Origin of the sequence: Cellulomonas citrea, assembly GCF_009829685.1 — a bacterium.
Lineage (GTDB): Bacteria > Actinomycetota > Actinomycetes > Actinomycetales > Cellulomonadaceae > Cellulomonas > Cellulomonas citrea.
On record NZ_VWSD01000027.1, the window covers coordinates 1 to 26,102 of the forward strand.

The following is a 26,102-nucleotide window of genomic DNA, read 5'->3' on the forward strand; positions in this document are numbered from 1 at the left end:
GGGATCGCGCTCGCCGTGGGCCGCGCACCCCGGACGGCCGCCGCCGTGCTCGCCGTGCTCGTCACCCCGACCGTCGTCACGTCCCTGCCCGCGCCCCGACGGCTGCGCGGCACGGCTGCGCAGGAGCACGCCCGCCGGCAGCGGCTGGTGCGGGCGCTGTCCTTCACCGGCGGCGCCGCGCTCGTCGCGGCGGACACCGAGGGGCGACCGGGCATGACCTGGCGGGTGCAGCAGGCCCGTGCCGCACGGGTCGCCTCGCACAGTGGCGGCCGGCACCCCGAGCAGGCCTGAGCCGGTAGCCTCCAGGCCCGTGACCGACTCCGCCGCCTGGGCCGCACCCGTCGCCGCCGCACCGCTCGACGCACTGGTCGCAGTGCCCGGGTCGAAGTCGCTGTCCAACAGGTACCTCGTGCTCGCCGCGCTGGCCGACGGGCCGAGCCGGCTGCGCGGCGTCCTGGCCAGCCGCGACACCCGTCTCATGGCCGGCGCCCTCGAGGCGCTCGGCACCACGGTGCAGCCGGACGGTGCGGACTGGCTCGTCGAGCCGGCCCCCGTGCACGGGTCGGTGGGTGTCGACGTCGGGCTGGCCGGCACGGTGATGCGCTTCGTCCCGCCGCTGGCCGCGCTGGCCGACGGCCCGGTGCGGTTCGACGGCGACCCGGAGGCCTACGCCCGCCCCGTCGGACCGCTGCTCGATGCGCTCCGGGCGCTCGGGGTGCGGGTGGAGGACCGCCGGCACACCGGACGGCTGCCGTTCACGGTGCACGGCCACGGCCAGGTCGGCGGCGGGCAGGTCGACGTGGACGCCTCCGGCTCCAGCCAGTTCGTCTCGGGGCTGCTGCTGTCGGCCGCGCGGTACGACCAGGGCCTCGTCGTGCGGCACACCGGACCGACGCTGCCGTCGCTGCCGCACATCGAGATGACCGTGGCCACCCTGCGCGGCGCCGGGGTCACCGTCGACGACTCGCGTCCCGGAATCTGGTCGGTGCGGCCCGGGCCGATCGCCGGACGCGACGTGCGGGTCGAGCCCGACCTGTCCAACGCGGCCCCCTTCCTGGCCGCCGCGCTCGCCGTCGGCGGCCAGGTGCAGATCCCGGGCTGGCCGGCGCAGACCACCCAGCCCGGTGCGCTGCTGCCCGAGATCTTCACCGCGATGGGCGGGACGGCCGAGCTCGTCGGCGACGTGCTCACGGTGCGTGGGACCGGCACCGTGCACGGCGTCGACCTCGACCTGCGGGCAGCCGGTGAGCTCGCCCCGACGCTCGCGGCGCTGTCCTGCCTGGCCGACTCCCCCACCCGGCTGCGCGGCATCGCGCACCTGCGCGGCCACGAGACCGACCGGCTCGCGGCCCTCGCCGCCGAGATCACCGGGATCGGCGGCCAGGTCGAGCAGACCTCGGACGGCCTGGTCATCACCCCGCGCCCGCTGCACGGCGGGCTGTGGTGCACCTACGCCGACCACCGGATGGCCACCGCCGGCGCGCTCGTCGGCCTCGTGGTCCCCGGGATCCGGGTGCAGGACGTGGCCACGACGGCCAAGACCCTGCCGGACTTCGTCGGGCTGTGGACGACCATGCTGGGCACCGGAGCGCAGTGAGCCCCCGCTCCTACGACGAGCGGGACGTGCGGGTCCGTCCCGGCCGGGGCACGCGCCCCCGGACCAAGCAGCGGCCCGCGCACACCGACGCCGTGCGGGGCTTCGTGGTGGCCGTGGACCGCGGCCGCTACCACGTGCTCGTCGAGGACACCCCGGTGCTCGCGATGAAGGCCCGCGAGCTCGGCCGGCAGGCCGTCGTGCCGGGCGACCTCGTCGACCTGGTCGGGGACACGTCGGGCGTGGACGGCTCGCTCGCCCGGATCGTGCGGATCGCACCGCGGCGCACCGTGCTGCGCCGCACGGCCGACGACGTCGACCCGGTGGAGCGGGTCGTCGTGGCCAACGCCGACCGGCTCGTCGTGGTCACGGCGTTGGCCGAGCCCGAGCCACGCACCCGGATGATCGACCGCGCCGTCGTGGCCGCCTACGACGCCGGGATGTCCGTGCTGCTCGCCCTCACGAAGGCCGACCTGGCCGACGACGGTCCGCTGCGCCGGCTGTACGAACCGACCGGGGTGGACGTCGTCGTCACCCGGCGCGGGCCGGACCGGCAGATCCTCGGGCTGGACGAGGTGCGGGCGGCGCTCGACGGCCAGGTCAGCGTGCTCATGGGGCACTCCGGGGTCGGCAAGTCCACGCTGGTCAACGCGTTGGTCCCCGCGGCTGACCGGGCGACCGGGCGGGTCAACGACGTCACCGGCCGAGGGCGGCACACGTCGAGCTCGGCGATCGCCCTGCGGGTGCCCGGCATGTCCGCCGGCACCTGGGTGATCGACACCCCCGGGGTGCGCTCGTTCGGTCTGGCGCACGTCGAGCCGGACCATGTGCTCGCGGCGTTCAGCGACCTGGCGGCCCAGGCCGAGGCGTGCCCGCGCGGCTGCACGCACACCGCCGACGCCCCCGACTGCGCGCTCGACGAGTGGGTGGCGCAGGCCCCCGACGAGACGGTCGCCGCCGCACGCGCCGCCCGGCTCGCCTCCTTCCGCCGCCTGCTCGCCAGCCGCGCCGGGACGCTGGACGCCGACCCCCGGCCCTGAGCCGACCACCCGCGTCCCGCGGTTCAGGGCACCCCGTCGGCACGCTCCTGACAAGCGCTAACGTGGCCGTGCGCGCGTCCCGCCGTGGGCCGCGGCCACGTGAAGGGGTGCCACCATGACTGCCGCGCGCTACGACGACGACCTGCGCCTCGCGCACGTCATCGCCGACCAGGTCGACGCGATCACCATGGCCAGGTTCCAGGCCCTCGACCTCATGGTCGAGTCCAAGCCGGACCTGTCCCCCGTGACCGATGCCGACCGGGCGGCCGAGCAGAAGATCCGGGAGCAGCTGGCGCGCGCCCGCCCGCGGGACGCGGTGCACGGCGAGGAGATGGCCGACACCGGCTCCGGGCCGCGCCGCTGGGTGATCGACCCGATCGACGGCACCAAGAACTTCGTGCGCGGGGTGCCGGTGTGGGCCACGCTCATCGCTCTGATGGACGGGCCCGACGTGGTGCTGGGCCTGGTGAGCGCCCCTGCGCTGCACCGGCGCTGGTGGGCCGCGTCCGGCTCCGGGGCCTGGACCGGCCGGTCGTTGTCCCAGGCCACGGCGATCCACGTCTCGGGGGTCGACCGGCTCCAGGACGCCTCGCTGTCGCTGTCCTCGCTCACCGGCTGGGAGAAGCAGGGGCGTCTCGACGCGATCCTCGACCTCACCCGGCGGGTGTGGCGCACCCGCGGCTACGGCGACTTCTGGTCGCACATGCTCGTCGCCGAGGGCGCCGTGGACGTGGCGGCCGAACCCGAGCTCGAGCTGTACGACATGGCCGCCCTGGTGCCGATCGTCACCGAGGCCGGCGGCCGGTTCACCTCGGTGCGCGGGGCTCCCGGCCCGTTCGACGGCTCCGCCGTGGTGACCAACGGGCTGCTGCACCAGGAGGTCCTGGAGCTGCTCGACCCGACGTCCGCGCAGTGACCCGCCCCATGGACCGGGACCGCGCGCTCGCCACGACCTTCGGGGCGGTGGTGGGCGAGTACGAGCAGGGCCGCCCCGGCTACCCGGACGCCGTTGTCGACTGGCTGCTGCCACCGGCCTGCACGCAGGTGCTCGACCTGGGCGCGGGCACCGGCAAGCTCACCGCCTCCCTCGTGGCGCGAGGGCTGGCGGTGCGGGCGGTCGAGCCCTCGGACGCCATGCGCGAACGGCTGCACGCGCTGTTCCCGCAGGTGGACGCCCGGGCCGGCACCGCCGAGCAGACCGGGCTGCCGGACGCCTGCGTCGACGCCGTCGTCGTCGGGCAGGCCTGGCACTGGTTCGACGAGGCCGCGGCGGCCCGCGAGGTGGCCCGGGTGCTGCGGCCGGGCGGGACGCTCGGGCTGGTCTGGAACCGGCTCGACCGGTCCGTGCCGTGGGTCGGGCGGCTCCAGGAGCTCGTGGAGGCGGCGGCCGGCGGACCGTCGGACGAGCCCGCACCCCGTCTCGGCGCCGCGTTCGAGGACCTCGAGCAGGTCACCGTCACCTGGACCCACCGGCAGAGCCGGGAGTCGCTGAGGTCGACGGTGGCCAGCCGCAGCTACGTCGTCGCCCTGCCCGACGCCGAGCGGGAGACGCTCCTGGGCCGGGTGGACGAGCTGGTGGAGCGGGAGGTGCCGCCCGGGCCGCAGGTCGACGTGCCCTACCTCAGCGGCTGCTGGCGGGCCCGCGCGCGCTGAGCTCAGACGAGCTGCAGCAGCCCGTCGCGCACCAGGTCACGCGCGATCGGCAGCACCTCGGCGGCCACGTCGTCACTCGCCCGGCCGAGCACAGCGGCCAGCGCCGTCACGAGCGTGCCGACGGTGAGCTCGCCGTCGCAGGCCCCCACGAACCCGGCCACGGCGGTGCCGACCTGGACCGCACGGCGGTAGCCCGAACCCTGCCGCAGCAGCACGACCCGGGGGTCGGACTCGCCGGGGACGAGGTGCCGCTCCTCGGTGACGTCCGGTGCGACGACGAGCCGCTGGGCCGCGAACGCCGCCTCGTCCAGGCCGGTGAGCGCGTCGTGCGCCGCCAGCACCGCCGCGATGACGCCGCCGAGCCGTTCGTCGAGGGTGCCGGTGATCTCCTCGACCCGGCGCAGCGTGGGGCTCCCCTCGACCGGCCGGCGCAGCGTCACCAGGCCCATGCCGATCGCCTCGACCCTGCGGGCCGCGAAGTCCGCGAGCCAGGCGCGGTAGGCGCTGCGCCAGGCTGCCTGGTCGCGGTCGCGCGTGCTGCCGCCGTCGCGGAGCCACAGCTCGGCGTACTGCGCCGGGTCGACGAGGTCGCGCTGCACCACCCAGCCGTCCAGGCCCGAGCGGTCGAGCCAGTCGCCGACGACGGCGTCCCAGCTCGCACCGGCCGGCACCTCCCAGTTCGCCAGCAGCTGGGCGACCCCACCGGGTGCGAGCACCTGCCCGACCTGCTGCACGAGGTCCCGGACCAACGAGTCGCCGGTGCGGCCACCGTCGCGGTACTCGTACTCCGGCAGCCCGGCGGCGCGCGGCGTGATGACGAACGGCGGGTTGCTCACGACGAGGTCGAACCGCTCCCCGACGACCGGGTCGAGCATCGACCCGGCGCGCAGGTCGAGGTCCACCTGCGCGAGCGCGGCGTTGAACCGGGCGTAGCCCAACGCCCGGGCGGACAGGTCGGTCGCGGTGACCCGGCGGGCGTGCGCGGCGGCGTGCAGCGCCTGGATCCCGCAGCCGGTGCCCAGGTCCAGCACGCGGTCGACCCGGGTCGGCACGGTCGCCCGCAGCAGGGTGAGCGAGGCCTCGCCGACGCCCAGCACGTGGTCGGGCCGCAGCGCCGCGCCGGTGGCCAGCTCGGTGGGGTCCGAGGCCAACCACCAGTCCGTGTCCCCGGCCTGCGTCGCGGTGGTGGACGGCTGCAGGTCCACGAGGGCTTGCACCTCGTCGTCGCCGCCGTGCCCCGCGGCCCGGACCAGCCCGGCACGTTCCGCCCCGTCGGTCCCGGTGCCGGGCAGCGCCCGGTCGAGGTCGGCCCGGCGCACGCGCTGGCCCAGCAGGAACAGCCGGGTGAGCGTCGCCGCCGGCACGGTTCCCGCACCGTCCAGGACGACGAGGGCCGGGACCGGCTCGTCCCGTTCGAGCGCGGCCGAGGCGACCGGTCCGAGCATCGCCGCCAGGCCGTCGGTGGTGAAACGGGCCGCCTCGAGGTCGGCCCGCAACCGGGCAGCCGCCCCGGCGTCGATGGTCGGTGTGCCGGTCATGGTGCCTCCAGCCCGAGCGCGGCCGGCAGCTCGGTGAGGGATCGGACGACGAGGACCCCGGCCGCGGCGACCTCGGACTCCTCGACCTCGACCCGGCGCGGACCCGGCCGGTCCAGCCAGACGCCCACCAGCCCGGCGGCCCGGGCCGCGACGGCATCCACGTCGAGCTCGTCGCCCACGTACGCCGTCCGGGCCGGGTCGGTGCCCAGCCGCACGCAGGCCTCGTGGAACACCCGCGGGTCGGGTTTGCCGACACCGAGCGTGTCCACCCCGACGAGCACCGGCACCCGGTCGCCGAACCCGGTGCGTGCCAGCTTGCCCTCCTGGTAGCCGACCCGGGCGTTCGTCACCGCACCGACCCGCACCCCCGCCGCCAGCAGCCGGTCGACGCACGGACCGGCGTCCGGGTGCGCCGCCCAGCCGGCCACGAAGCCGGCCTCGAAGCGGGTGTCCCAGACGTCGTACGCCGCATCGTCGAGCACCGGGCCGCCGAACAGCGCGTGCAGGTCGTTGGCCCGCGCCATCCGCTGGCTGCGGTGATCGCTCTGCCCCCGGGTGTACGCCCGGTAGTGCCCGCCGCGGTCGGCCCGCCAGGCGGCGAGCAGCTCGTCGTACCGGTCGGCGCCCAGGTGCGGCAGGTACTCCTGGGCGACCAGGGTCAACGCATGGGCGAACGCACCCCGGGTGTCGACCAGGGTGTCGTCGACGTCGAGCAGCACCGCCTCGACGGCGGGACTCACAGGGTCGTGCGCAGCGCCGCCAGCCGCGCGAGCGTGGCGTCCTTGCCGAGGATCTCCAGCGACTCGAACAGCGGCGGGGAGACCCGGCGCCCGGTCACGGCCACCCGAAGCGGCGTGTAGGCGAACCGCGGCTTGAGCGACAGCCCCTCGACCAGGGCCGCCGAGAGCACCTCCTGGGTCGCGGCCGTGGTGAAGCCGTCCGCCGGGAGCGCGGCCAGGGCCGCCGTCGCCGCGTCGAGCACATCGGCCGCCTCGGCACGCAGCGCCGCACGGGCCTCGTCCTCCACGACCACCGCGTCGTCGGCGACGAACAGGAAGCCGAGCATCCCGACCGCCTCGCCGAGCAGCGTCATGCGCTCCTGGACGAGCGGGGACGCCGCGTCGAGCACCGCGCGCTGGGCGGCCGGCAGGTCGGCGTAGGAGTCGGCCGGCACCAGCCCGGCTGCGTGCAGGTACGGCACCACCCGGCCGCGGAAGTCCTCGGGGGCCAGCAGCCGCAGGTGGGCGGCGTTGATCGCCTCGGCCTTCTTCAGGTCGAACCGAGCCGGGTTGGGGTTGACGTCGGCGATGTCGAACTTCTCGACCATCTCGGCGAGGGAGAACACGTCGCGGTCCGGGGCGATCGACCAGCCGAGCAGCGCCAGGTAGTTGAGCAGCCCCTCGGGCGTGAAGCCGCGCTCGCGGTGCAGGAAGAGGTTCGACTCGGGGTCGCGCTTGGACAGCTTCTTGTTGCCCTCGCCCATGACGTACGGCAGGTGCCCGAACGCAGGCATCACGGTGGCCACCCCCAGGTCGAGCAGCGCCCGGTAGAGCACCACCTGGCGCGGGGTCGAGGACAGCAGGTCCTCACCGCGCAGCACGTGCGTGATCCCCATGAGTGCGTCGTCCACCGGGTTGACCAGGGTGTACAGCGGGTGCCCGTTGCCGCGCACGATGACGTAGTCCGGCACGGACCCGGCCTTGAAGGTCACGTCACCGCGCACCAGGTCGGTGAAGGTGACGTCCTCGTCGGGCATCCGCAGCCGCAGCACGGCCTCGCGGCCCTGCGCCCGGTAGGCGGCCTTCTGCTCGTCGGTGAGGTCGCGGTCGAACCCGTCGTAGCCGAGCTTGGGGTCGCGGCCGGCGGCGCGGTGCCGGGCCTCGACCTCCTCGGGCGTGGAGAACGACTCGTAGGCGTAGCCGCCCTCGAGCAGCCGGCGCGCGACGTCGGCGTACAGGTCCATCCGCTGCGACTGCCGGTACGGCTCGTGCGGACCGCCGACCTCGACGCCCTCGTCCCAGTCCAGGCCCAGCCAGCGCAGCGCGTCGAGCAGCTGCAGGTAGGACTCCTGGGAGTCACGGGCCGGGTCGGTGTCCTCGATCCGGAAGACGAAGGTGGCGCCCACGTGCCGGGCGTACGCCCAGTTGAAGAGCGCGGTCCGGATGAGGCCGACGTGCGGCGTCCCGGTGGGAGAGGGGCAGAAGCGGACGCGGACTGGGCTGCTCGACATGATGGGTCAAGACTACCGACCTGCCCCGGGACGCCGCCCCACCGGTACCGTGCCGGGCATGGGCGGGAGCGAAGGGGCCGACGGCCGGCAGCTGCACCACGTCGAGCGCCTGGCCGCGTTCACCGACGCGGTCGTGGCCATCGCGATGACGCTGCTCATCCTGCCGTTGCTGGACGCGGTCTCGGCCTCGGCCAGCGCCGGGGAGACCACCGCGCAGTTCCTGGCGGGCAACGCCACCCGGATCGGCGGGTTCGCGCTGAGCTTCGCGATCATCGCGGCGTTCTGGCGCCGCCACCACCGGGTCTTCGGCCGGTTCGAGCTGGCCACCGAGACCATCGTCCGGCTCGACGTGCTGTGGATGTTCGCGATCGTCTGGCTCCCGGTCGCCACGGCCCTGGTCGGCGCGATGCACGTGGACCGGCTGCAGGCCGCGCTCTACGTCGGGGCGATGGCCCTGGCGAGCTGGCTGCTGGCCGTGATCGACCTGCTCGTCCGCCGCGACCCGCGGCTGTGGGGCGCCAAGGAACCGGCTGGCGCGGAGGACCTCGCGTCGGTTCTCGTCACCGCCGTGCTGTTCACGGTCGCGCTCGCCCTCACCGCGGTGTGGCCGCGGCTGGGCTACCTGCCGCTGCTGCTGCTGCTCGTCGCCGCACCGATCGCCAGGCAGGTCGCCCCGCGGCTCGCGCACCGCACCGCCGGCTGAGCAGCGCTCACCCGACCCGCGTCGGCACCCCGCGGTTCGCCAGCGCGTCCGCCCGTTCGTTGCCCGGGTCGCCGGCGTGGCCCTTGACCCACTCCCAGCGCACCTCGTGACGAGCGAGCTCGTCGTCGAGCTCACGCCACAGGTCCTGGTTGAGCACCGGCTTCTTGGCCGCCGTGCGCCAGCCGTTGCGCTTCCAGCCGGCGATCCAGCTCGTCACCCCGTTCATCACGTAGCGCGAGTCGACGTGGGCGACCACCTCGCACGGGCGGGTGAGGGTGCGCAGCGCCTGGATGACCGCCATGAGCTCCATCCGGTTGTTCGTGGTGAGCGGCTCACCACCGAACAGCTCCTTCTCCGCCTCGCCGAACCGGAGCAACGCACCCCAGCCACCCGGACCGGGGTTTCCCTTGCAGGCGCCGTCCGTCCAGATCTCGACGCGGGGCCCGCTCACCGCCGCAGCACCGGGTTGCGCAGCGTCCCGATCTCCTCGACCGTCACGTCGACGATGTCGCGGTGCTCCAGCGGGCCGACCCCGGCGGGCGTCCCCGTGAGGATGACGTCGCCGGGCAGCAGGGTGAACGCCTCGGAGATGTACGAGATGAGGTACGGCACGTCGAACACCATCTGGGAGGTGCGGCCGTGCTGGCGGCGGCCCCCGTTGACGTCGACCGTGATCTCCAGGTCCTCCACGTCCAGCCCCGGCACGATCCACGGACCCAGCGGGCAGGACCCGTCGAAGCCCTTGGCGCGGGCCCACTGCGACTCGGCGCGCTGCACGTCACGGGCCGTCACGTCGTTGGCGATCGTGAAACCGAAGACGTGGTCGAGCGCGCGCTCCGGGCTGACGTCCTTGGTCACCTTGCCGATGACGACGGCCAGCTCGCCCTCGTGCTCGACCTGCTGGGACCAGCTGGGCAGCACGATCGGGTCGTCCGGGCCGATCACCGAGGTGTTCGGCTTGAAGAACAGCAGCGGCGTGGCCGGCACCTCGTTGCCGTGCTCGGCCGCGTGCTCGGCGTAGTTGCGGCCCACGGCCACGATCTTCGAGCGCGGGATCACCGGTGCCAGCAGCCGGACGCCGTCGTCGTCCAGCGGGACGCGTTCGCCGGTCGGCTGGACCGGCATGTAGAGCGGGTCCCCGGAGATGACGACCAGCTCGGCGGCGTCCCCCTCCCCCTCGACGAGGGCGTAGCGGGGGTCGGAACCACGAGTGAAACGGGCGATGCGCACGGGCCAAGACTAGGCGGGACCGCGACGGGTCGACGCGACCGCAGCCGGTTCAGCCGACGGTCGGTGCCATCGCGAGGTGGCGCAGCACGGAGGCCTCGTCGAGCAGGTCGGCCAGCGGGGGCAGATCGGGCAGCGCGAGCTGGCTGCCTGCGGGCAACGGGCTGCGACCGGGGCGAGCCAGCAGCTCCAGGACAGCGACGACCAGGGCGGACGGGTCGGACTCGGCGTCGGGGCGTGCGAGCCCGGTCTCCTCGACGGCCAGGTCGATGAGCGCTGTCGCGACCGCGACCGCCTGCTCGCGATCGCCCACCACGGCCTCGACCAGCTCGAGCGACCGGGTGGTCTGGGCGATCTCGTGGCCGAGCGCGCGCCGCTCCGGCAGCGGCCACCAGCGCCCTCGCACCAGGTCGGCACGCATGGCACGCAACCGCTCGACGAGCTCGGTCTGCCGCACCGCCGCGCGGACGAACGCCTCCGCCTGCCCCTCGCGCCCCACGGTGTCCCCCTCACGAGACCGCTGCCCCCACAGCACGACGAACCTGCCTCGGCCGTCGGGTGAGTGAGCCTAGCAATCGGGCACCGAGCGCGGGCGGGTTCTCCCCTGCGGCTTCGCGCGACCCCGTGCACAGGCCTGCGCACCGGTCCGAACCAGCCCTCGACGAGGCCGGCGACGCCCGACGTGCAAGGATCGCCCGGTGCCCGACGGACCTGCCTCCCGCTCGCGCGGCTCGCTCGCGGCACGGCTGCCCGCGGACGGCCGCGACCCCGACGCGCTCGTCGAGGCCTTCACCGACTGGGCGCGGGACCAGGGCCTGACGCTCTACCCGCACCAGGAGGAGGCCCTGCTCGCCCTGGTGACCGACGCCCACGTCGTGGTGTCCACCCCGACGGGGTCCGGCAAGTCGCTCATCGCCGCAGCCGCCCACTTCGTGGCGCTCGCCCGCGGGCAGCGCAGCTACTACACGGCCCCGCTCAAGGCGCTCGTGAGCGAGAAGTTCTTCGCCCTCGTCGAGATGTTCGGAGCGGCGAACGTCGGGATGATGACAGGCGACTCCGCGGTCAACCCCGGCGCCCCGATCATCTGCTGCACGGCCGAGATCCTGGCCAACCTGGCGCTTCGTGACGGTGTCGACGCCGACGTCGGCCAGGTCGTCATGGACGAGTTCCACTTCTACGCCGACCCGCAGCGCGGCTGGGCGTGGCAGGTGCCGCTGCTGGAGCTCACCCGCGCCCAGATGGTGCTCATGTCGGCGACGCTGGGCGACGTCAGCTTCTTCGCCGAGGACCTCACCCGGCGTACCGGTCGAGAGGTGGCCCTGGTCACCGACGCCGAGCGGCCGGTCCCGCTCACCTACTCCTACAGCGTCGAACCGCTGCACGAGCTGCTCGAGGAGCTCGTGACGACCCACCGCGCCCCGGTCTACGTCGTGCACTTCACGCAGAAGGAGGCGGTGGAGCGCGCCCAGTCGCTGCTCTCGACACCGCTGGCCTCCCGCGAGCAGCGCGACGCGATCGCCGCCGAGCTCGGTGACTTCCGGTTCGGGCCGGGGTTCGGCCGCACGTTGTCCCGCCTCGTGCGGCACGGCGTGGGCGTGCACCACGCCGGGATGCTGCCGCGCTACCGGCGCGTCGTCGAACGCCTCACCCAGCGCGGTCTGCTGCCGGTGGTGTGCGGCACCGACACCCTCGGGGTCGGCATCAACGTGCCGATCCGCACCGTCGTCCTCACCTCGCTGGTCAAGTACGACGGGGAGCGGATGCGCCACCTGTCGGCCCGCGAGTTCCACCAGATCGCCGGCCGGGCCGGGCGCGCCGGGTTCGACACCGTCGGCGAGGTCGTGGTGATGGCCCCCGAGCACGTCATCGAGAACCGCCGGGCGCTGGCGAAGGCGGGCGACGACCCGCGCAAGCAGCGCAAGATCGTGCGCAAGCAGGCGCCGGCGGGCCATGTGAACTGGACCGACAAGACCTTCGAGCGGCTGCGCGACGCCCCGCCCGAGCCGCTCACCAGCTCCTTCACCGTCACCCACGCGATGGTGCTCAACGTGCTGGCCCGTCGCGAGCGCACCGGTGCCGACCCGGTGGCCGCGATGACCCGGCTGCTCACCGACAACCACGAGCCGCCGGGTGCCCGGCGCGGGCACGTGCGCCAGGCCATCGCGGTCTACCGCTCGCTGCGGGCCGCGGGCGTCGTCGAGCGCGTGTGGGAGCCCGATCCGCAGGCCCCGCACGGGCGCCGGCTGGGGGTGCACCTCACGGCCGACATCCCCGCGGAGTTCGCGCTCAACCAGGCGCTCTCACCGTTCGCGTACGCGGCGCTCGACCTGCTCGACCAGGACGGGCCGGGGTACGCCCACGAGGTGGTCTCGGTGGTCGAGTCGACCCTGGACGATCCGCGCCAGGTGCTCTACGCGCAGGAGAAGCGGGCGCGCGGCGAGGCGGTCGCGGCGATGAAGGCCGACGGCCTGGAGTACGACGAGCGGATGGCGCTGCTGGAGGACGTGACCTACCCGCGCCCGCTCGCCGAGCTCATCGGCGCGGCGTTCGCCAGCTACCGGACCACGAACCCGTGGGTCGCCGACCTCACCCCCTCACCCAAGTCGGTGGTGCGGGACATGCACGAGCGCGCCGCCACCTTCGCCGAGTACGTCTCGTTGTACGGCCTGGAACGGTCGGAGGGCGTGCTGCTGCGCTACCTGGCCGACGCGTTCCGGGCGCTGCGCCAGACGGTGCCCACCGAGCGCCGCACGCCCGACCTCGAGGAGCTGCTGGAGTGGCTGGGCGACCTGGTGCGCCGCACCGACTCCTCGCTGCTCGACGAGTGGGAGCACCTCAGCCACCCGGAGGCGGAGGTGACGGCCGTGGTCGACGACACCCCGCCGCCGCTCAGCGCCCAGCCGCGGGTGCTGCGGGCCCTGGTGCGCGGCGCCATGTTCCGCCGGGTCGAGCTGGCCGCCCGCGAGGCGTACGACGCGCTCGCCGCGCTCGGTGACGTCGACGAGGAGGGCCGCCCGTGGGACGCGGACCGGTGGGCGCAGGCCCTCGACCCGTTCTACGACGACCACGACGAGATCGGCACCGGTGCGCCGGCCCGCGGTCCGGACCTGTTCCAGGTCGGCACCGAGGGTGTCCGGTGGACGGTCCGCCAGCTGCTCGACGACGCCGAAGGTGACCACGACTGGCGGATCGACGCCGTGCTCGACGTGCCCGCGAGCGACGAGGCGGGTCAGGTGGTGCTGCGGGTGACCGCGGTCGGCGCCCTGTGACCCAGCCCACAAAGTCAGGCGAGGCAAACCTCACAACAATCTGACACAAGGCGAGCCTTACCTACATATTCGCAGGTCAGAAGGCATACCTGAGATGACACCTGCGCGGAACTCACCTACCGTTGCCCCATGGCCTCTCTCGCGCCCGCACCGCAGACCGCACCGACGGACCCGTCCGACGCGACCTCGACGCCGCTGTCGGCCGCCCACCTCAACTGGCTGCGCGCCGGTGTCCTCGGCGCCAACGACGGCATCGTCTCGATCGCCGCGACCGTGCTCGGCGTCGTCGCCGCCACGACCAACACCGCGGCCATCCTCATCGCGGCCGTCGCCGCCCTCGTCGCCGGCGCCATGTCGATGGCCGCCGGGGAGTACGTGTCGGTGAGCAGCCAGCGCGACGCCGAGATCGTCGCCCGCAAGCACGCGGCCGCCAACGGCGTGGACGCCGCCACCATCGAGGCCGAGATGCACCTCACCAACCCGGTGCACGCCGCGGTCGCCTCGTTCTTCGCCTTCCTCGTCGGCGGGCTGGTCCCCTCGCTCGTCGTGCTCGCCCCCTGGTGGGGCGCCCGTCGGGACGTCGCGACGTTCGTCGCCGTGCTCGTCGCCCTGGCCGCCACCGGCTGGCTCAGCGCACGGTTCGCCGGGGCACCGGCCGGCCCGGCGATCCGGCGGGTCGTCATCGGCGGCAGCATCGCGATGGCGGTCACCTACGGCATCGGCTCGCTCGTCGGCATGGCGGTCTGAGCAGGGGCTCTACCCTGGTCGCGTGGCACGTGCGCACCAGACCGGCACCCCGGCCCTGCTCGCGCTGACCGGCGCCGGGGTCGCCCACCAGGTCGCCGCCTACGAGCACGACCCCGGCACCGAGCTCGGCTACGGGCTCGAGGCAGCGGTCGCGCTCGGGGTGCAGCCCGAACAGGTCTTCAAGACGCTCGTCGCCGACGTGGACGGGCGGCTCACCGTCGCCGTCGTCCCGGTGGCCGGCCACCTCGACCTCAAGGCGCTGGCCGCAGCCGTCGGCGGCAAGAAGGCCGCGATGGCCCAGCGTCCCGACGCCGAACGGGCGACCGGGTACGTCGCCGGCGGGATCTCCCCGCTCGGGCAGCGCACCCGGCTGACCACCGTGGTCGACGAGACCGTCTGGCTGTTCGACACCGTCTACGTCTCAGCAGGCCGGCGCGGGCTCGACGTCGGGCTCGCGCCCGACGACCTCGTCCGCCTCACCGAGGCCGTGGTCGCCGCGATCGCCCGCGACTGAGCGCGCCGCGTCCGGGGCGGGAGCGGCTCGCGCAGCGCTCAGCGCACCGGCTGGGCGAACGGGGCGTCGGTCGGCACGATCTGCTTGCCCAGCGGGGTCAGCGAGACCGGGATGAGCTTGAGGTTCGCCACGCCCATCGGGATGCCGATGATCGAGACGAACAGCGGGATCGCGGTGAGCACGTGCCCGATCGCCAGCCACAGCCCCGCGACGACCACCCAGATGACGTTCCCGATGGCCGACCACACACCGGCGTCCGGCCGGTCGACCACCGTGCGGCCGAACGGCCACAGCACGTAGCCGGCGATGCGGAACGACGCGATGCCGAACGGGATCGTCACGATGAGCACGCAGCACAGGACGCCCGCGAGGGCGTACCCGACGGCGAGCCAGAAGCCGGCGAAGACGAGCCAGATGAGGTTGAGGAGGGTACGCACGGGTCCATCCTGGCCTGGCGGGCACGATGCGGGCATCCGGGACGTCCCTGACCCGACCCGCAGTAGCGTCAGCCCCGTGACCGACACCTCCGTCCTCGCACAGCGGCTCACCGCGGTCCGGACCCGCGTGGCAGAGGCCGCACGGACGGCCGGGCGCCGGCCGGACGAGATCCGCGTGCTGCTGGCCACCAAGACCCTCGACGCCGAGACCGTCCGCGCCGCGCTCACCCTCCCCGAGGCGGCCGGCATGGTGCGCGGCGAGAACCGGGTGCAGGAGCTCGTCGCCAAGGGGCCCGCCCTGGCCGACCTTGCGGTGCCGACCCACCTCATCGGCCCGTTGCAGTCGAACAAGGTGAACGCCGCGCTGCGCTGGGCGGGCTGCGTGCAGTCCGTCACCTCGGTCGAGCTCGCGACGCGGCTGTCCGACCGTGTCGCCGACGGTGCGGTGCTCGACGTCATGGTGCAGGTCAACGTCTCGGGCGAGGTCACCAAGCACGGGGTGGCACCCGAGCAGGGCCTCGACCTCGCGGCCCAGGTCGCCGCGCTGCCCCGGCTGCGGCTGATCGGGTTCATGACCGTCGGGGCGCACACTCCCGACACCGGGCTGGTCCGGGCCGGCTACGCGCGGCTGGCCGCGATCCGGGACGAGGCGCTGGCCGCCGGGCTGGCGACGGCCCGCGAGCTGTCGATGGGGATGAGCGGCGACCTGGAGCTCGCCGTGGCCGAGGGCGCGACGATGGTGCGGGTCGGCACCGCGGTGTTCGGCGCCCGACCCGCGCTCTGACGAGTCAGGGCACCCGGGCGGTCCAGGAGTCGTCGGCGAACTTGGTGGCGACCAGCTCGTGGGCGCGGTCGAGCTCGGTCTGCGTCAGCTCACCGGGGCGCGTGGTGTAGCGGCCCTCGAAGTGCGCCTTGAACATGGCGACCACCTCGGACCGCGGCAGCCGGGTCTGCGACCGGACCGGGTCGACGCGCTTGTTCGCCGAACGGGTGCCCTTGTCGGAGACCTTCTCCCGGCCGATCCGCAGCACCTCGAGCATCTTGTCCGCGTCGATGTCGTAGGCCATCGTCACGTGGTGCAGCACCGCACCGCCCGCGAGCCGCTTCTGCGCGGACCCGGCGAGCTTGCCGGCGGGTGAGGCGATGTCGTTGAGCCCGGCGGTGAAGGCCTTGACGCCGACATCGGCGAGCGCGTCGATCACCCAGGCGTTGAGGAAGGCGTACGACTCCTCGAAGCTCATCCCGTCGACCAGCGAGGCCGGCACCACGAGCGAGAATGTGATGCAGTTGCCCGCCTCCATGAACATGGCGCCGCCACCGGAGATCCGGCGCACCACCGTGACGCCGTGCCGGCGTGCGCCGTCGGCGTCGATCTCGTTGGCGAGCGACTGGAACGAGCCGATGACGACCGCCGGGTCGACCCACTCCCAGAAGCGCAGCGTCGGACCGCGCTGACCGGCCGCGAGCTCCTCGGTGAGCACCTGGTCGAGCGCGACGTCGACGGCGGGCGGCAGCGGACCGGGGTGGATCACCTCGAACTCGTGGTCGTCCCACGTGGTCGAGCGGCCGAGCGCCCGGCGCACCCCCATGGCGACGGCACGCGCGTCGAAGCCGACGAGCGAGACCGGGCCGGCGAGGGTGCCGGCGGCCTGCGCCTCGTCCAGCGCGGTCGTGACCGCCTGCGCGAGCGCCGGCACCTGCGTGTCCTGCGGCAGCCCGACGAGCGAGGCGCTGATGACCGGCAGCGCCTCATCGGGCTCGAGGAAGAAGTCGCCGCTCACGCTCACCTGCGTGAGCAGGCCGTCACCGACCTCGAGGTCGACCACCACGAGCTTGCCACCGGGCACCTTGTACTCACCATGCACCCGGCCACTGTAGGCCGGGTGGCGGGACCGGTCCGAGCCAGTCTCGCCACCCGTCGCAGCGGCGGCGGCGCACCCGGGCGAGGGCACCGCACGCGGTCAGCGCGGCTGGACGCCCCGGTGGTGCAGCCCCCAGATCGCCGAGTCGGTGAGCGCCTCCCACGACGCCTCGATGAGGTTCGGCCCGACCCCGACCGTGCTCCACGAGGTCTTGCCGTCGGTGGTCTCGATGAGCACCCGCGTGATGGCGTCCGTGCCGTGCTGGGAGTCGAGGATGCGCACCTTGAAGTCGATGAGCGTGAAGTCCTCCAGCTCGGGGTAGGCCACCACGAGCGCCTGACGCAGGGCGTGGTCGAGGGCGTTGACCGGGCCGTTGCCCTCCCCCGTCGACACGATGCGCTCGCCGCCGGCGGTCAGCTTGACGGTCGCCTCGGCCATGGCCGCCGCGCCCCGGCCGCCGCGCCGCTCGATGATGGTGCGCCAGGACTCGACCTGGAAGTAGCGCGGGCGGCTCCCGCTCACCTCCTCCAGCAGCAGCAGCTCGAAGGAGGCGTCCGCAGCCTCGTAGGTGTAGCCGTTCGCCTCGGCGTCCTTGATGCGGTGCGTGACCCGGGAGAGCACCTCGGGGCTGTCGGCCAGCTCGAAGCCGAGCTCGCGCCCCTTGAGCTCGATCGAGGCGCGCCCGGCCATGTCCGAGACCAGCATCCGCATGTCGTTGCCGACCAGCGAGGGGTCGGTGTGCTGGTAGAGGTCGGGGTCGACCTTGATCGCCGAGGCGTGCAGCCCCGCCTTGTGCGCGAACGCGCTCGCCCCCACGTACGGCTGACGGGCGAACGGGGAGATGTTCGTGATCTCGCTGATGGCGTGCGCGATCCGGGTGAGGTCGGCGAGCCCGGAGCCACCCTCGGGGCGCGCGAGCACCGGGCGGTCGAGCTTGAGCTCGAGGTTCGCCACCACCGACAGCAGGTCGGCGTTGCCGGTGCGCTCGCCGTACCCGTTGACCGTGCCCTGCACGTGCACGCAGCCGGCCTGCACCGCGGCCAACGAGTTGGCGACCGCGCAGCCGGAGTCGTTGTGCGCGTGGATGCCCAGCAGCGCCGCCGGGCCGGCGGCCTCGTGCAGCGCACCCACGACGTCGCTCACCTGGCCGGGCAGCATGCCGCCGTTGGTGTCGCACAGCACGACGACCTCGGCACCGGCCTCGAACGCCGTGAGCACGGCCGCCCGGGAGTAGGTCGCGTCGAACCGGTACCCGTCGAACAGGTGCTCGGCGTCCAGGAAGACCCGGCGCCCCTCGCGCACCAGCAGCGCGACGGTGTCGGCGATCATCGCGAGGTTCTCCGCCCCCGTGGTGCGCAGCGCGCGCTCGACGTGCCGGATGTCGCTCTTGGCCACGAGCGTGACGACGGGGGTCTCGGCGTCCAGCAGCGCGCGGACCTGCGGGTCGTCGGCGGCGCGCACACCGGGCTTGCGGGTGGCCCCGAACGCGGCGAGCTCGGCGTTCTTGAGGTCGAGCTCCTTGGCCGCGCGCTTGAAGAACTCGGTGTCCTTCGGCACGGCGCCCGGCCAGCCGCCCTCGATGAAGCCCACCCCGAGGGTGTCCAGCAGCGGGGCGATGGCGAGCTTGTCCGCGACGGAGAGGTTGATGCCCTCCTGCTGCGCACCGTCGCGCAGCGTGGTGTCGTACACGTGGAACGTCGTCGTGCTCACGGCGGGACTTCCTTCGCAAAGAGGTGCAGGACCAACAAAAAGACCCCCCGGGGTGCGGGAGGTCTGCGCGTCGGGCGAGTGCGGCCGACGCGCTACACGATGATGATCGCCGAGGTGGTGGAGGTCACGTCGTGAATGGTGGCACACGACGGCGCCGTTGCCCAGCCCGAGGCCCTGCCTGCCCGTGCGCGCGTCGGCCGACCCGGACCTCGCCCGGCGGGGCCCGACGCGTGCGGCCGGGCGGCGATGAGCCACCCGGCCGCATGCGGACGAGGTCCGGATCAGACCAGGCGGTGCAGCCAGCCGTGCCGGTCGGGGCGCCGGCCGTACTGGATGTCGGTGAGCTCGCCGCGGATCGCCATCGTCACCGGACCGGCCTGCCCGCCGTTGACCGTGACGTCGAAGTCCGCACCCGCCAGCCGCCCGATCGGGGTCATCACCGCGGCGGTCCCGCACGCGAACACCTCGGCGACCCGGCCGGAGGCGATCTGGGCGAGCAGGTCGGCCAGCGCGATCGGCTCCTCGCTCACCTCGTGCCCGGCATCGGCGAGCAGCTGCAGGATCGACGAGCGGGTGACCCCCTCGAGGATGTCGCCCGAGGTCGGCGGGGTGCGCACCGAGCCGTCGGCGTCCACCACCATGACGTTCATCCCGCCGAGCTCTTCCAGGTACGTGTTGGTGGCCGCGTCCAGGAAGCACACCTGCTCGCAGCCCTTGGCGTAGGCCTCGGTCTGCGGCAACAGGCTCGCGGCGTAGTTGCCGCCGCACTTGGCCGCACCCGTCCCGCCGGGGCCGGCCCGGTGGTAGTCCTGCGCCACCCAGATCGACACCGGCTGCACGCCCTTGGCGAAGTACGGGCCCACCGGCGAGGCGATGACCAGGTACTCCACCTCCTGCGAGGCACGCACGCCGAGGAACGACTCCGAGGCGTACATGAACGGGCGCAGGTACAGGCTCATCTCCTGGCCCACCGGCACCCAGTCGCGGTCGACGGCCAGCAGGGCCGCGAGCGAGTCGAGGAAGTCCTGCTCGGACAGCTGCGGCAGCGCGAGCCGGGCGGCCGAGCGGGCGAACCGGGCGGCGTTGGCCTGCGGCCGGAACGTCCACACCGTGCCGTCGTCGTGCGGGTACGCCTTGAGCCCTTCGAAGATCTCCTGCGCGTAGTGCAGCACCGCGCAGGCGGGGTCGAGCTGGAGCGGGCCGTAGGGCTCCACCCGCCGGTCGCGCCACCCGTCGGCCGAGGTCCAGGTGATCCGGGCCATGTGGTCGGTGAAGACGGTGCCGAACCGGGGCGACGCCAGCAGGGCGGCGCGCTCCGTCGCGGGCACCGGGTGGTCGGTGCGGTGGATCTCGAAGGCCGTGGGTGCGGTCAGGGTCGTGCTCATGGGTCTGGGGCCTTTCACCTGGAGTCAGCGATGACGGTACCGGTGAGACGGCCGGGGTGACAGGCGCTCGCCGCCGTGGCGACGGGCGGGAGGATCAGCCGGCGACGCGCGCCGCCAGGTCCTTGCCCACCTCGGCCGTCGACCGTACTCGCGAGCCACGCTCGGCCAGGTCGGCCGCGACCGCGGCCTCAACCTTCGCGGCCTCGGCCGTCAGGCCCAGGTGGTCGAGCAGGAGGGCGACCGACAGCACGGTGGCCGTCGGGTCGGCCTTGCCCTGACCTGCGATGTCGGGGGCCGAGCCGTGCACGGGCTCGAACATCGACGGCGCGGTGCGGTCGGGGTTGACGTTGCCGGAGGCCGCCAGCCCGATGCCGCCGGTGATGGCCGCGGCCAGGTCCGTGATGATGTCGCCGAACAGGTTGTCGGTGACGATGACGTCGAACCGGGACGGGTCCTTCACCATGAAGATGGTCGCCGCGTCCACGTGCAGGTAGTCGGTGGTCACGTCGGGGAACTGCTCGTTGACGGCCTCGACCGTGCGACGCCACAGGTGCCCGGCGTGCACGAGCACGTTGTGCTTGTGCACGAGCGTGAGCTTCTTGCGCGGACGTGCCGCGGCGCGGGCGAAGGCGTCCCGGACGACGCGCTCGACGCCGAACGCCGTGTTGACGCTCACCTCGTTGGCGACCTCGTGCGGGGTGCCGACGCGGATCGCACCGCCGTTGCCGACGTAGGGCCCCTCGGTGCCCTCGCGCACGACGACGAAGTCGACCTCACCGGGCTCGGCGAGCGGGGAGGTCACGCCGGGGTACAGCTTGGACGGACGCAGGTTGACGTACTGGTCGAGGGCGAAGCGCAGCTTGAGCAGCAGCCCGCGCTCGAGCACCCCGGACGGCACCCCCGGGTCGCCGACGGCACCCAGCAGGATCGCGTCGTGCGTGCGGATCGCGGCCAGGTCCTCGTCGGTGAGGGTCTCGCCCGTGGCGTGCCACCGACGGGCGCCGAGGTCGAACTGCGTGGTGCTCAGCGCCCGGTCGCCGAGGGCCGCCTCGAGGACCAGCAGGCCCTGCTCCACGACCTCGGTCCCGATGCCGTCACCGGCGATGACCGCCAGGTCGATCCGCTGCGTTGCCATGGTGCCGATGGTAGCGCGGCGTCCCACGCCTCGGGACGCCGGTCTCATCCGTCGGACGCGGCGACGGGGCCGGCGGCCGGAGCAGGCTCCCGGGTCAGGCGGTCGGGCTCGGGTGCACGAGGGTGAACCGCTCGAGCAGCACCTGCGCCGCCGGATCGGTGGCGCCGGCGTCGTTGTGCTCGCGCCAGGCCGCCAGCGCCTCCGGGGAGGCCGGAGCGCCGAGCTCGTCGCCAGCATGCGCCTCGTCCACCTCGTCGACCCGCACGGTGCGCACCTGGTCGGCGCGCACGAGGGCCCGCGGCTCACCGTGCGAGTCGAGCACGATCGCCACGTCCCCCGGCTCCGGGACACCCTCGCCGCCCAGTGCGGCCAGGTCGCTCAGCACGGCGCTCGTCGCCCGCTTGCTGCCGGACAGGATCGCCGCGACGGCCGCGTCCGCGTCCGCGAACGTCCAGGTCGACGGCACCACGGCGTCCGAGGCGTCCTGGCCCATCACCGGCGCGAGGTCACCGAGACCCAGCCGCTGGCGGCCCGCCTGCCAGAAGCGCACGATCCGCGCCCCCTGGTCGTCACCGTCGGCCACGTCGCCGACCTGCGTACCCGCCTCGTCGCTCATGACCCCATCGTGCCAGGTCACGCCCACCCCCGCCCGGGCGCACGAAGGCCCGGGACGAGGTCTCGTCCCGGGCCTTCGGTGGCCGTGCCGGAGCCGGCGGGGCCCCGCCGGGGTCAGCGCTGGGCGCTGCCCTCGGAGTAGTCCGTGTCGGCCGGCTTCACCCATGCGAACAGCTTGCGCAGCTCGCGACCGACCGGCTCGATCGGGTGGTTCTGACCCTTGGCCCGCAGCGCCGTGAACTCCGGGGCGCCCGCGTCCTGGTCGGCGATGAAGCGCTCGGCGAAGGCACCGGACTGGATGTCGGTGAGGACGTCCTTCATGTGGTCCTTGACGTCCGGGGTGATGACCCGCGGACCCGACACGTAGTCGCCGTACTCGGCGGTGTCGGAGACCGACCAGCGCTGCTTGGTGATGCCGCCCTCGTTGATGAGGTCGACGATGAGCTTGAGCTCGTGCAGCACCTCGAAGTACGCGACCTCGGGCTGGTAGCCGGCCTCGGTGAGCGTCTCGAACCCGTACTGGATGAGCTGGGACACACCGCCGCAGAGCACCGACTGCTCACCGAACAGGTCGGTCTCGGTCTCCTCGGTGAAGGTGGTCTTGATGCCCGCGGCCCGCAGCCCGCCGATCGCCTTGGCGTAGGACAGCACGAGCGGCCAGGCGGCGCCCGACGCGTCCTGCTCGACCGCGACGATCACCGGCACGCCGCGACCGGCGACGTACTCGCGGCGCACCAGGTGCCCCGGGCCCTTGGGCGCCACCATGATGACGTCGTGGTCGGCCGCCGGCTTGATGTAGCCGAACCGGATGTTGAAGCCGTGCCCGAAGACCAGGGCGGCGCCCGGCTGCAGGTTCGGCTCGATCTCGTCGCGGTACAGGTGCCGCTGGTTCTGGTCGGGGGCCAGGATCACGACGACGTCGGCCTCACGGACCGCCTCGGCCACGTCGAGCACGCGCAGCCCCTGGTTGGCGGCCTTCTCGCGCGAGGCCGAGCCAGGACGCAGACCGACGCGGACGTCGACGCCGGAGTCGCGCAGGTTGAGCGCGTGCGCGTGCCCCTGGCTGCCGTAGCCGATGACGGCGACCTTCTTGGACGCGATGACGGCCAGGTCGGCGTCGTCGTCGTAGAACAGCTCAGCCACTGTGGATCTCCTCGGGTTGGGTTAGGCGCTGCGGCCCACGCGCTCGAGAGCGCGGTCGGTGATGGAACGGGCGCCGCGGCCGATGGCCACGGTGCCGGACTGGACGATCTCTCGGATGCCGAACGGCTCCAGCGAGTTGAGCAGGGCCTCGAGCTTGCCCGGCCCGCCGGTGGCCTCGATGACCACGGCGTCCGGCACGACGTCCACGACGTGCGCCCGGAACAGCTGGACCACCTCGAGCACGTGCGTGCGCTGGGAGCTGTCGGCCCGGACCTTGACGAGCAGCAGCTCGCGCTGGACCGAGGCGTCGTCCTCCAGCTCGACGATCTTGATGACGTTGATGAGCTTGTTGAGCTGCTTGGTGACCTGCTCCAACGGCAGCTCGTCGACGTCGACGACGACCGTGATCCGGGAGATCTCGGCGTGCTCCGTCGGGCCCACGGCCAGGGAGTGGATGTTGAACGAGCGGCGGGCGAACAGCCCCGCGACCCGGGTGAGCACACCCGGCTTGTTCTCGACGAGCACGGACAGCGTGTGGCGGCTCATCTCAGTCCTCCCGGTCCCACGCCGGGCTGATGCCCCGGGCGTACTTGATGTCGTCGTTGCTCACACCGGCGGCCACCATCGGCCACACCATCGCATCGCGCGAGACGGTGAAGTCCACGACCACGGGCTGGTCGTCGATCTCCAGGGCCCGCTTGATGGTGGCGTCCACATCGGCCTTGGTCTCGCAGCGCAGGCCGACCGCACCGTAGGCGTCGGCCAGCTTGACGAAGTCAGGCACCCGGATGGTGCCGTGCCCGGTGTGCAGGTCGGTGTTGGAGTACCGCGACTCGTAGAACAGGGTCTGCCACTGGCGGACCATGCCGAGCGAGCTGTTGTTGATGATCGCGACCTTGATCGGGATCTCGTTGATGGTGCAGGTGGCCAGCTCCTGGTTGGTCATCTGGAAGCAGCCGTCGCCGTCGATCGCCCAGACCGTGCGGTCCGGCGCACCGACCTTGGCACCCATCGCCGCGGGGATCGCGTAGCCCATCGTGCCGAGCCCCGCCGAGTTGAGCCACGACTGCGGCCGCTCGTAGGAGATGAACTGGGCGGCCCACATCTGGTGCTGCCCCACCCCGGCGACGTAGATCGCCTCCGGGCCGGACAGCTCACCGATGCGCTGGGTGACGTACTGCGGGGCGAGCAACCCGTCCGACGGCTCGTCGTAACCCAGCGGGAAGGTCTCGCGCCACGCGTCGAGCTGGCGCCACCAGGCCTCCAGGTCCGGCTTGCCGTGCTGGGCGTGCTCACGTTCGAGCTCGGGCAGCAGATCGGCCAGCACCTCGCGCAGGTCGCCGACGATCGGCACGTCCACGGCCCGGTTCTTGCCGATCTCGGCCGGGTCGATGTCGGCGTGCACGATGGCGGCGTTCGGGGCGAAGCTCGACAGCTGCCCGGTGACCCGGTCGTCGAACCGGCTGCCCAGGGCGACGATGAGGTCGGCCTTCTGCAGCGCCGCGACGGCGGCCACCGTGCCGTGCATCCCGGGCATGCCCAGGTGCTGCGGGTGGCTGTCCGGCAGCGCGCCGCGCGCCATGAGGGTGGTGGTGACCGCCGCCCCCGAGGCGTCGACGAGCGCCCGCAGCTGGGCCGAGGCACCGGCGCGGATGACACCGCCGCCCACGAGCAGCACGGGGCGACGCGCGGTGGCCAGCAGCCGGGCGGCCTCGCGCACCTGCTTGGCGTGCGGCTTGGTGACCGGGTGGTAGCCGGGCAGCACCAGCTCCTGCGGCCAGGTGAACATGGTGGTCGCGACCTGGGCGCTCTTGGCGATGTCGACGACGACGGGGCCGGGGCGGCCGGTCGAGGCGATGTGGAACGCCGCCGCGATGGCCGACGGGATCTCGTCGGGGTCCTTCACCAGGATCGAGTGCTTGGTGATCGGCATGGTGACGCCGACGATGTCGGCCTCCTGGAACGCGTCCGTGCCGATGAGCGAGGCGCCCACCTGACCGGTGATCGCGACCATCGGGATCGAGTCCATGTTGGCGTTCGCCAGCGGCGTCACCAGGTTGGTCGCCCCGGGGCCGGAGGTGACGATCGCGACGCCGACCTTGCCGGTGGCGTGCGCATAGCCCTCGGCCGCGTGGCCCGCGCCCTGCTCGTGGCGCACGAGGATGTGACGGACCTTGGTGGAGTCCATGAGCGGGTCGTAGGTCGGCAGGATCATGCCGCCCGGCAGACCGAAGATGTCCTGGACGCCGAGCTCCTCGAGCGAGCGGACGATCGCCTGCGCGCCCGTCATCTTCTCGGGCGCCACCCGGTGGGCGGACGGGTTGGGCACGGTCGCGCCCGCGGGGCGTGGTGCGCTGCGGGGCGGTGCCGGATGGGGACCGGTGGCCATCGTGAACTCCTGAGGTGCTGGCGCAAGCGTCGGATCGGGTGCGGCGTCATCGCCGCGTGATCGGGCCCGGACACGAAAAAGCCCCTCGGCCCGGGACCCGGGCTGGACGAGGGGCGGGCGCGCTGGGGGGACCTGGAGGTCAGCCGGCGCGCCGGATAAGTACGAGGAACGTCGTTGCCATGCACGGGAGAGTAGCGCGTGCGGCCGTGAGGTGTCACGTAGCGCAGGTCTCGTCTCGGATCATGGATCACGAGTCCGCGATGTGGACGCCCCCCAGCGTGCTCGTCCGGGTCCCGCCCCGCGCGGCGCGCCCCGGGTCGAGAGCGCGGCGGCGGCTCAGTCGACCCAGACGACGATCCCGGTGACGTGAGACAGGACCGCCGCGACGCCCGCGCGCACGGCCTGGCCGCAGCGGTCCGGGGTGAACGAGGCCGGGTCGTAGGTCGACGCCATGCCCAGCCCCTCGCCGCGGAACGAGGCACCCGACCAGTCGGCGGCCGTCACGTTGCCGGTCGGCTCCGCCAGCTCCGCGCCGACCACGAGGAACTGCTGGTCCAGGTGGCTGGCCGTCACCAGGGCGAGCGGGTCGACCAGGTCGTCCCCCGCGCTCACCACGAGGTCCGGGTGCAGGTCGATCGCGCGCACGATCGCCGGCACCAGGTCGTCGTCACCGGTCGCCGTCACCGTGCGCAGGTCGGCACCGGTCTGCGTCGCCCACTGCTGCACTGCTGCGACCAGCGCCTTCGTCGGTGCGGAGTCGCCCGCCGTCAGCAGCACCACGCGGTAGCCGGCCGGCGGGGCGATCGAGTCCCACGACCCGGGGCGTGGCACCACCGTCGAGGCCGGGTCCGGCGTGCGGCTCGGGTCGACGAACCCCGGGCCCACGGTGCCGACGGCGGCGGCCCCCACCC

At 73.5% G+C, this 26,102-nt stretch carries 25 protein-coding genes and 1 pseudogene; 10 read left to right on the forward strand and 16 right to left on the reverse strand.

Annotated features, from left to right (window positions below; genetic code table 11):
- From F2B26_RS04980 to F2B26_RS05000, 5 genes and pseudogenes are all read left to right on the forward strand, one after another.
- Positions 1-291 (forward strand): annotated as a pseudogene (locus F2B26_RS04980) (DoxX family protein); the annotation flags it as partial.
- A 19-nt stretch (positions 292-310) separates the two neighbouring features.
- Positions 311-1,597 carry a 3-phosphoshikimate 1-carboxyvinyltransferase gene (gene aroA, locus F2B26_RS04985; protein WP_159807068.1) on the forward strand — a complete coding sequence of 429 codons (1,287 nt, stop codon included), beginning with the start codon at positions 311-313 and terminating at the stop codon, positions 1,595-1,597.
- Positions 1,594-2,634, forward strand: coding sequence for a ribosome small subunit-dependent GTPase A (gene rsgA, locus F2B26_RS04990; protein WP_159807070.1), 1,041 nt, complete (start codon positions 1,594-1,596; stop codon positions 2,632-2,634). The genes aroA and rsgA overlap by 4 nt, the downstream gene beginning before the upstream one ends.
- 115 nt (positions 2,635-2,749) lie before the next feature.
- Complete coding sequence (gene hisN, locus F2B26_RS04995; protein WP_159807072.1) at positions 2,750-3,550, forward strand: histidinol-phosphatase; 801 nt, start codon at positions 2,750-2,752, stop codon at positions 3,548-3,550.
- Positions 3,551-3,558: 8 nt separating this feature from the next.
- Positions 3,559-4,287, forward strand: coding sequence for a class I SAM-dependent methyltransferase (locus tag F2B26_RS05000; protein ID WP_159807122.1), 729 nt, complete (start codon positions 3,559-3,561; stop codon positions 4,285-4,287).
- A 2-nt stretch (positions 4,288-4,289) separates the two neighbouring features.
- Here F2B26_RS05000 and F2B26_RS05005 read toward each other — a convergent pair whose 3' ends face one another.
- The 3 genes from F2B26_RS05005 to gltX are packed head-to-tail and all read right to left on the reverse strand — an operon-like array spanning position 4,290 to position 8,055.
- On the reverse strand, positions 4,290-5,825 hold the full coding sequence (locus F2B26_RS05005; RefSeq protein WP_159807074.1) for a DUF7059 domain-containing protein: 1,536 nt from the start codon (positions 5,823-5,825) through the stop codon (positions 4,290-4,292).
- A complete protein-coding gene (locus F2B26_RS05010; protein ID WP_159807076.1) occupies positions 5,822-6,565 on the reverse strand; it encodes an HAD family hydrolase in 744 nt (247 codons plus the stop codon). Before F2B26_RS05010 ends, F2B26_RS05005 begins: the two co-directional genes overlap by 4 nt.
- Positions 6,562-8,055 (reverse strand): glutamate--tRNA ligase, encoded by a 1,494-nt coding sequence (gene gltX, locus F2B26_RS05015; RefSeq protein ID WP_159807078.1) that lies wholly within the window; start codon positions 8,053-8,055, stop codon positions 6,562-6,564. The genes F2B26_RS05010 and gltX overlap by 4 nt, the downstream gene beginning before the upstream one ends.
- 58 nt (positions 8,056-8,113) lie before the next feature.
- Here gltX and F2B26_RS05020 point away from each other — a divergent pair, with 58 nt between their 5' ends.
- Positions 8,114-8,758, forward strand: coding sequence for a TMEM175 family protein (locus tag F2B26_RS05020; protein WP_159807080.1), 645 nt, complete (start codon positions 8,114-8,116; stop codon positions 8,756-8,758).
- 7 nt (positions 8,759-8,765) lie between these two features.
- On the opposite strand, the gene rnhA is transcribed toward F2B26_RS05020, so the two are convergent.
- From rnhA to F2B26_RS05035, 3 genes are read right to left on the reverse strand one after another with little or no spacing between them, the layout of a single operon-like run.
- On the reverse strand, positions 8,766-9,209 hold the full coding sequence (gene rnhA / locus F2B26_RS05025; RefSeq protein ID WP_235929511.1) for a ribonuclease HI: 444 nt from the start codon (positions 9,207-9,209) through the stop codon (positions 8,766-8,768).
- The gene (locus F2B26_RS05030; protein ID WP_159807082.1) at positions 9,206-9,988 is read right to left on the reverse strand and encodes a fumarylacetoacetate hydrolase family protein; all 783 of its coding nucleotides are present in this window, start codon (positions 9,986-9,988) and stop codon (positions 9,206-9,208) included. The genes rnhA and F2B26_RS05030 overlap by 4 nt, the downstream gene beginning before the upstream one ends.
- Positions 9,989-10,037: 49 nt before the next feature.
- Positions 10,038-10,484 (reverse strand): hypothetical protein, encoded by a 447-nt coding sequence (locus tag F2B26_RS05035; protein ID WP_159807084.1) that lies wholly within the window; start codon positions 10,482-10,484, stop codon positions 10,038-10,040.
- A gap of 199 nt (positions 10,485-10,683) precedes the next feature.
- On the opposite strand from F2B26_RS05035, the gene F2B26_RS05040 reads away from it, so the two are divergent.
- The 3 genes from F2B26_RS05040 to ybaK all read left to right on the forward strand — a co-directional run bounded on the left by F2B26_RS05040 (position 10,684) and on the right by ybaK (position 14,515).
- Positions 10,684-13,254: a DEAD/DEAH box helicase gene (locus tag F2B26_RS05040; RefSeq protein ID WP_159807086.1), complete on the forward strand. Its 2,571-nt coding sequence runs from the start codon at positions 10,684-10,686 to the stop codon at positions 13,252-13,254.
- 129 nt (positions 13,255-13,383) lie between these two features.
- Positions 13,384-14,001, forward strand: coding sequence for a VIT1/CCC1 transporter family protein (locus F2B26_RS05045; RefSeq protein WP_159807088.1), 618 nt, complete (start codon positions 13,384-13,386; stop codon positions 13,999-14,001).
- Between the two features lie 22 nt (positions 14,002-14,023).
- Complete coding sequence (ybaK, locus tag F2B26_RS05050; protein ID WP_159807090.1) at positions 14,024-14,515, forward strand: Cys-tRNA(Pro) deacylase; 492 nt, start codon at positions 14,024-14,026, stop codon at positions 14,513-14,515.
- Positions 14,516-14,553: 38 nt separating this feature from the next.
- On the opposite strand, the gene F2B26_RS05055 is transcribed toward ybaK, so the two are convergent.
- Entirely contained in the window at positions 14,554-14,952 is a 399-nt protein-coding gene (locus F2B26_RS05055; RefSeq protein ID WP_201292615.1) for a YccF domain-containing protein, read from the reverse strand.
- 76 nt (positions 14,953-15,028) lie between these two features.
- Between F2B26_RS05055 and F2B26_RS05060 the strand changes: the two genes are divergently transcribed.
- Positions 15,029-15,736 carry a YggS family pyridoxal phosphate-dependent enzyme gene (locus F2B26_RS05060; RefSeq protein WP_235929512.1) on the forward strand — a complete coding sequence of 236 codons (708 nt, stop codon included), beginning with the start codon at positions 15,029-15,031 and terminating at the stop codon, positions 15,734-15,736.
- A gap of 4 nt (positions 15,737-15,740) precedes the next feature.
- Here the strand turns inward: F2B26_RS05060 and lplB are convergent, their stop codons facing one another.
- The 9 genes from lplB to F2B26_RS05105 all read right to left on the reverse strand — a co-directional run.
- On the reverse strand, positions 15,741-16,817 hold the full coding sequence (gene lplB / locus F2B26_RS05065) for a lipoate-protein ligase small subunit (RefSeq protein WP_159807104.1): 1,077 nt from the start codon (positions 16,815-16,817) through the stop codon (positions 15,741-15,743).
- Between the two features lie 96 nt (positions 16,818-16,913).
- Entirely contained in the window at positions 16,914-18,524 is a 1,611-nt protein-coding gene (gene cimA / locus F2B26_RS05070) for a citramalate synthase (RefSeq protein WP_159807106.1), read from the reverse strand.
- Positions 18,525-18,805: 281 nt separating this feature from the next.
- Entirely contained in the window at positions 18,806-19,909 is a 1,104-nt protein-coding gene (locus tag F2B26_RS05075; protein ID WP_159807108.1) for a branched-chain amino acid aminotransferase, read from the reverse strand.
- Positions 19,910-20,003: 94 nt separating this feature from the next.
- Positions 20,004-21,044, reverse strand: a complete 1,041-nt coding sequence (locus F2B26_RS05080) for a 3-isopropylmalate dehydrogenase (protein ID WP_159807110.1) — start codon at positions 21,042-21,044, stop codon at positions 20,004-20,006.
- A 94-nt stretch (positions 21,045-21,138) separates the two neighbouring features.
- Entirely contained in the window at positions 21,139-21,660 is a 522-nt protein-coding gene (locus tag F2B26_RS05085; RefSeq protein WP_159807112.1) for an ASCH domain-containing protein, read from the reverse strand.
- A 113-nt stretch (positions 21,661-21,773) separates the two neighbouring features.
- A complete protein-coding gene (gene ilvC, locus F2B26_RS05090) occupies positions 21,774-22,802 on the reverse strand; it encodes a ketol-acid reductoisomerase (protein WP_159807114.1) in 1,029 nt (342 codons plus the stop codon).
- A 21-nt stretch (positions 22,803-22,823) separates the two neighbouring features.
- Positions 22,824-23,348, reverse strand: coding sequence for an acetolactate synthase small subunit (ilvN, locus tag F2B26_RS05095; protein ID WP_159807116.1), 525 nt, complete (start codon positions 23,346-23,348; stop codon positions 22,824-22,826).
- Between the two features lies 1 nt (position 23,349).
- Positions 23,350-25,191: an acetolactate synthase large subunit gene (locus tag F2B26_RS05100; protein WP_159807118.1), complete on the reverse strand. Its 1,842-nt coding sequence runs from the start codon at positions 25,189-25,191 to the stop codon at positions 23,350-23,352.
- Between the two features lie 336 nt (positions 25,192-25,527).
- Positions 25,528-26,102 (reverse strand): type 1 periplasmic-binding domain-containing protein (locus F2B26_RS05105; RefSeq protein WP_159807120.1); only part of this gene is annotated, 575 nt, incomplete at its 5' end.

Coding starts and splice junctions, on each gene's coding strand:
- hisN (WP_159807072.1), top strand. CDS start 2,750: ATGACTGCCGCGCGCTACGACGACGACCTGCGCCTCGCGCACGTCATC.
- F2B26_RS05000 (WP_159807122.1), top strand. CDS start 3,559: ATGGACCGGGACCGCGCGCTCGCCACGACCTTCGGGGCGGTGGTGGGC.
- F2B26_RS05005 (WP_159807074.1), bottom strand. CDS start 5,825: ATGACCGGCACACCGACCATCGACGCCGGGGCGGCTGCCCGGTTGCGG.
- gltX (WP_159807078.1), bottom strand. CDS start 8,055: ATGTCGAGCAGCCCAGTCCGCGTCCGCTTCTGCCCCTCTCCCACCGGG.
- F2B26_RS05020 (WP_159807080.1), top strand. CDS start 8,114: ATGGGCGGGAGCGAAGGGGCCGACGGCCGGCAGCTGCACCACGTCGAG.
- F2B26_RS05045 (WP_159807088.1), top strand. CDS start 13,384: ATGGCCTCTCTCGCGCCCGCACCGCAGACCGCACCGACGGACCCGTCC.
- F2B26_RS05075 (WP_159807108.1), bottom strand. CDS start 19,909: ATGAGCACGACCCTGACCGCACCCACGGCCTTCGAGATCCACCGCACC.
- F2B26_RS05080 (WP_159807110.1), bottom strand. CDS start 21,044: ATGGCAACGCAGCGGATCGACCTGGCGGTCATCGCCGGTGACGGCATC.
- F2B26_RS05085 (WP_159807112.1), bottom strand. CDS start 21,660: ATGAGCGACGAGGCGGGTACGCAGGTCGGCGACGTGGCCGACGGTGAC.
- ilvN (WP_159807116.1), bottom strand. CDS start 23,348: ATGAGCCGCCACACGCTGTCCGTGCTCGTCGAGAACAAGCCGGGTGTG.
- F2B26_RS05100 (WP_159807118.1), bottom strand. CDS start 25,191: ATGGCCACCGGTCCCCATCCGGCACCGCCCCGCAGCGCACCACGCCCC.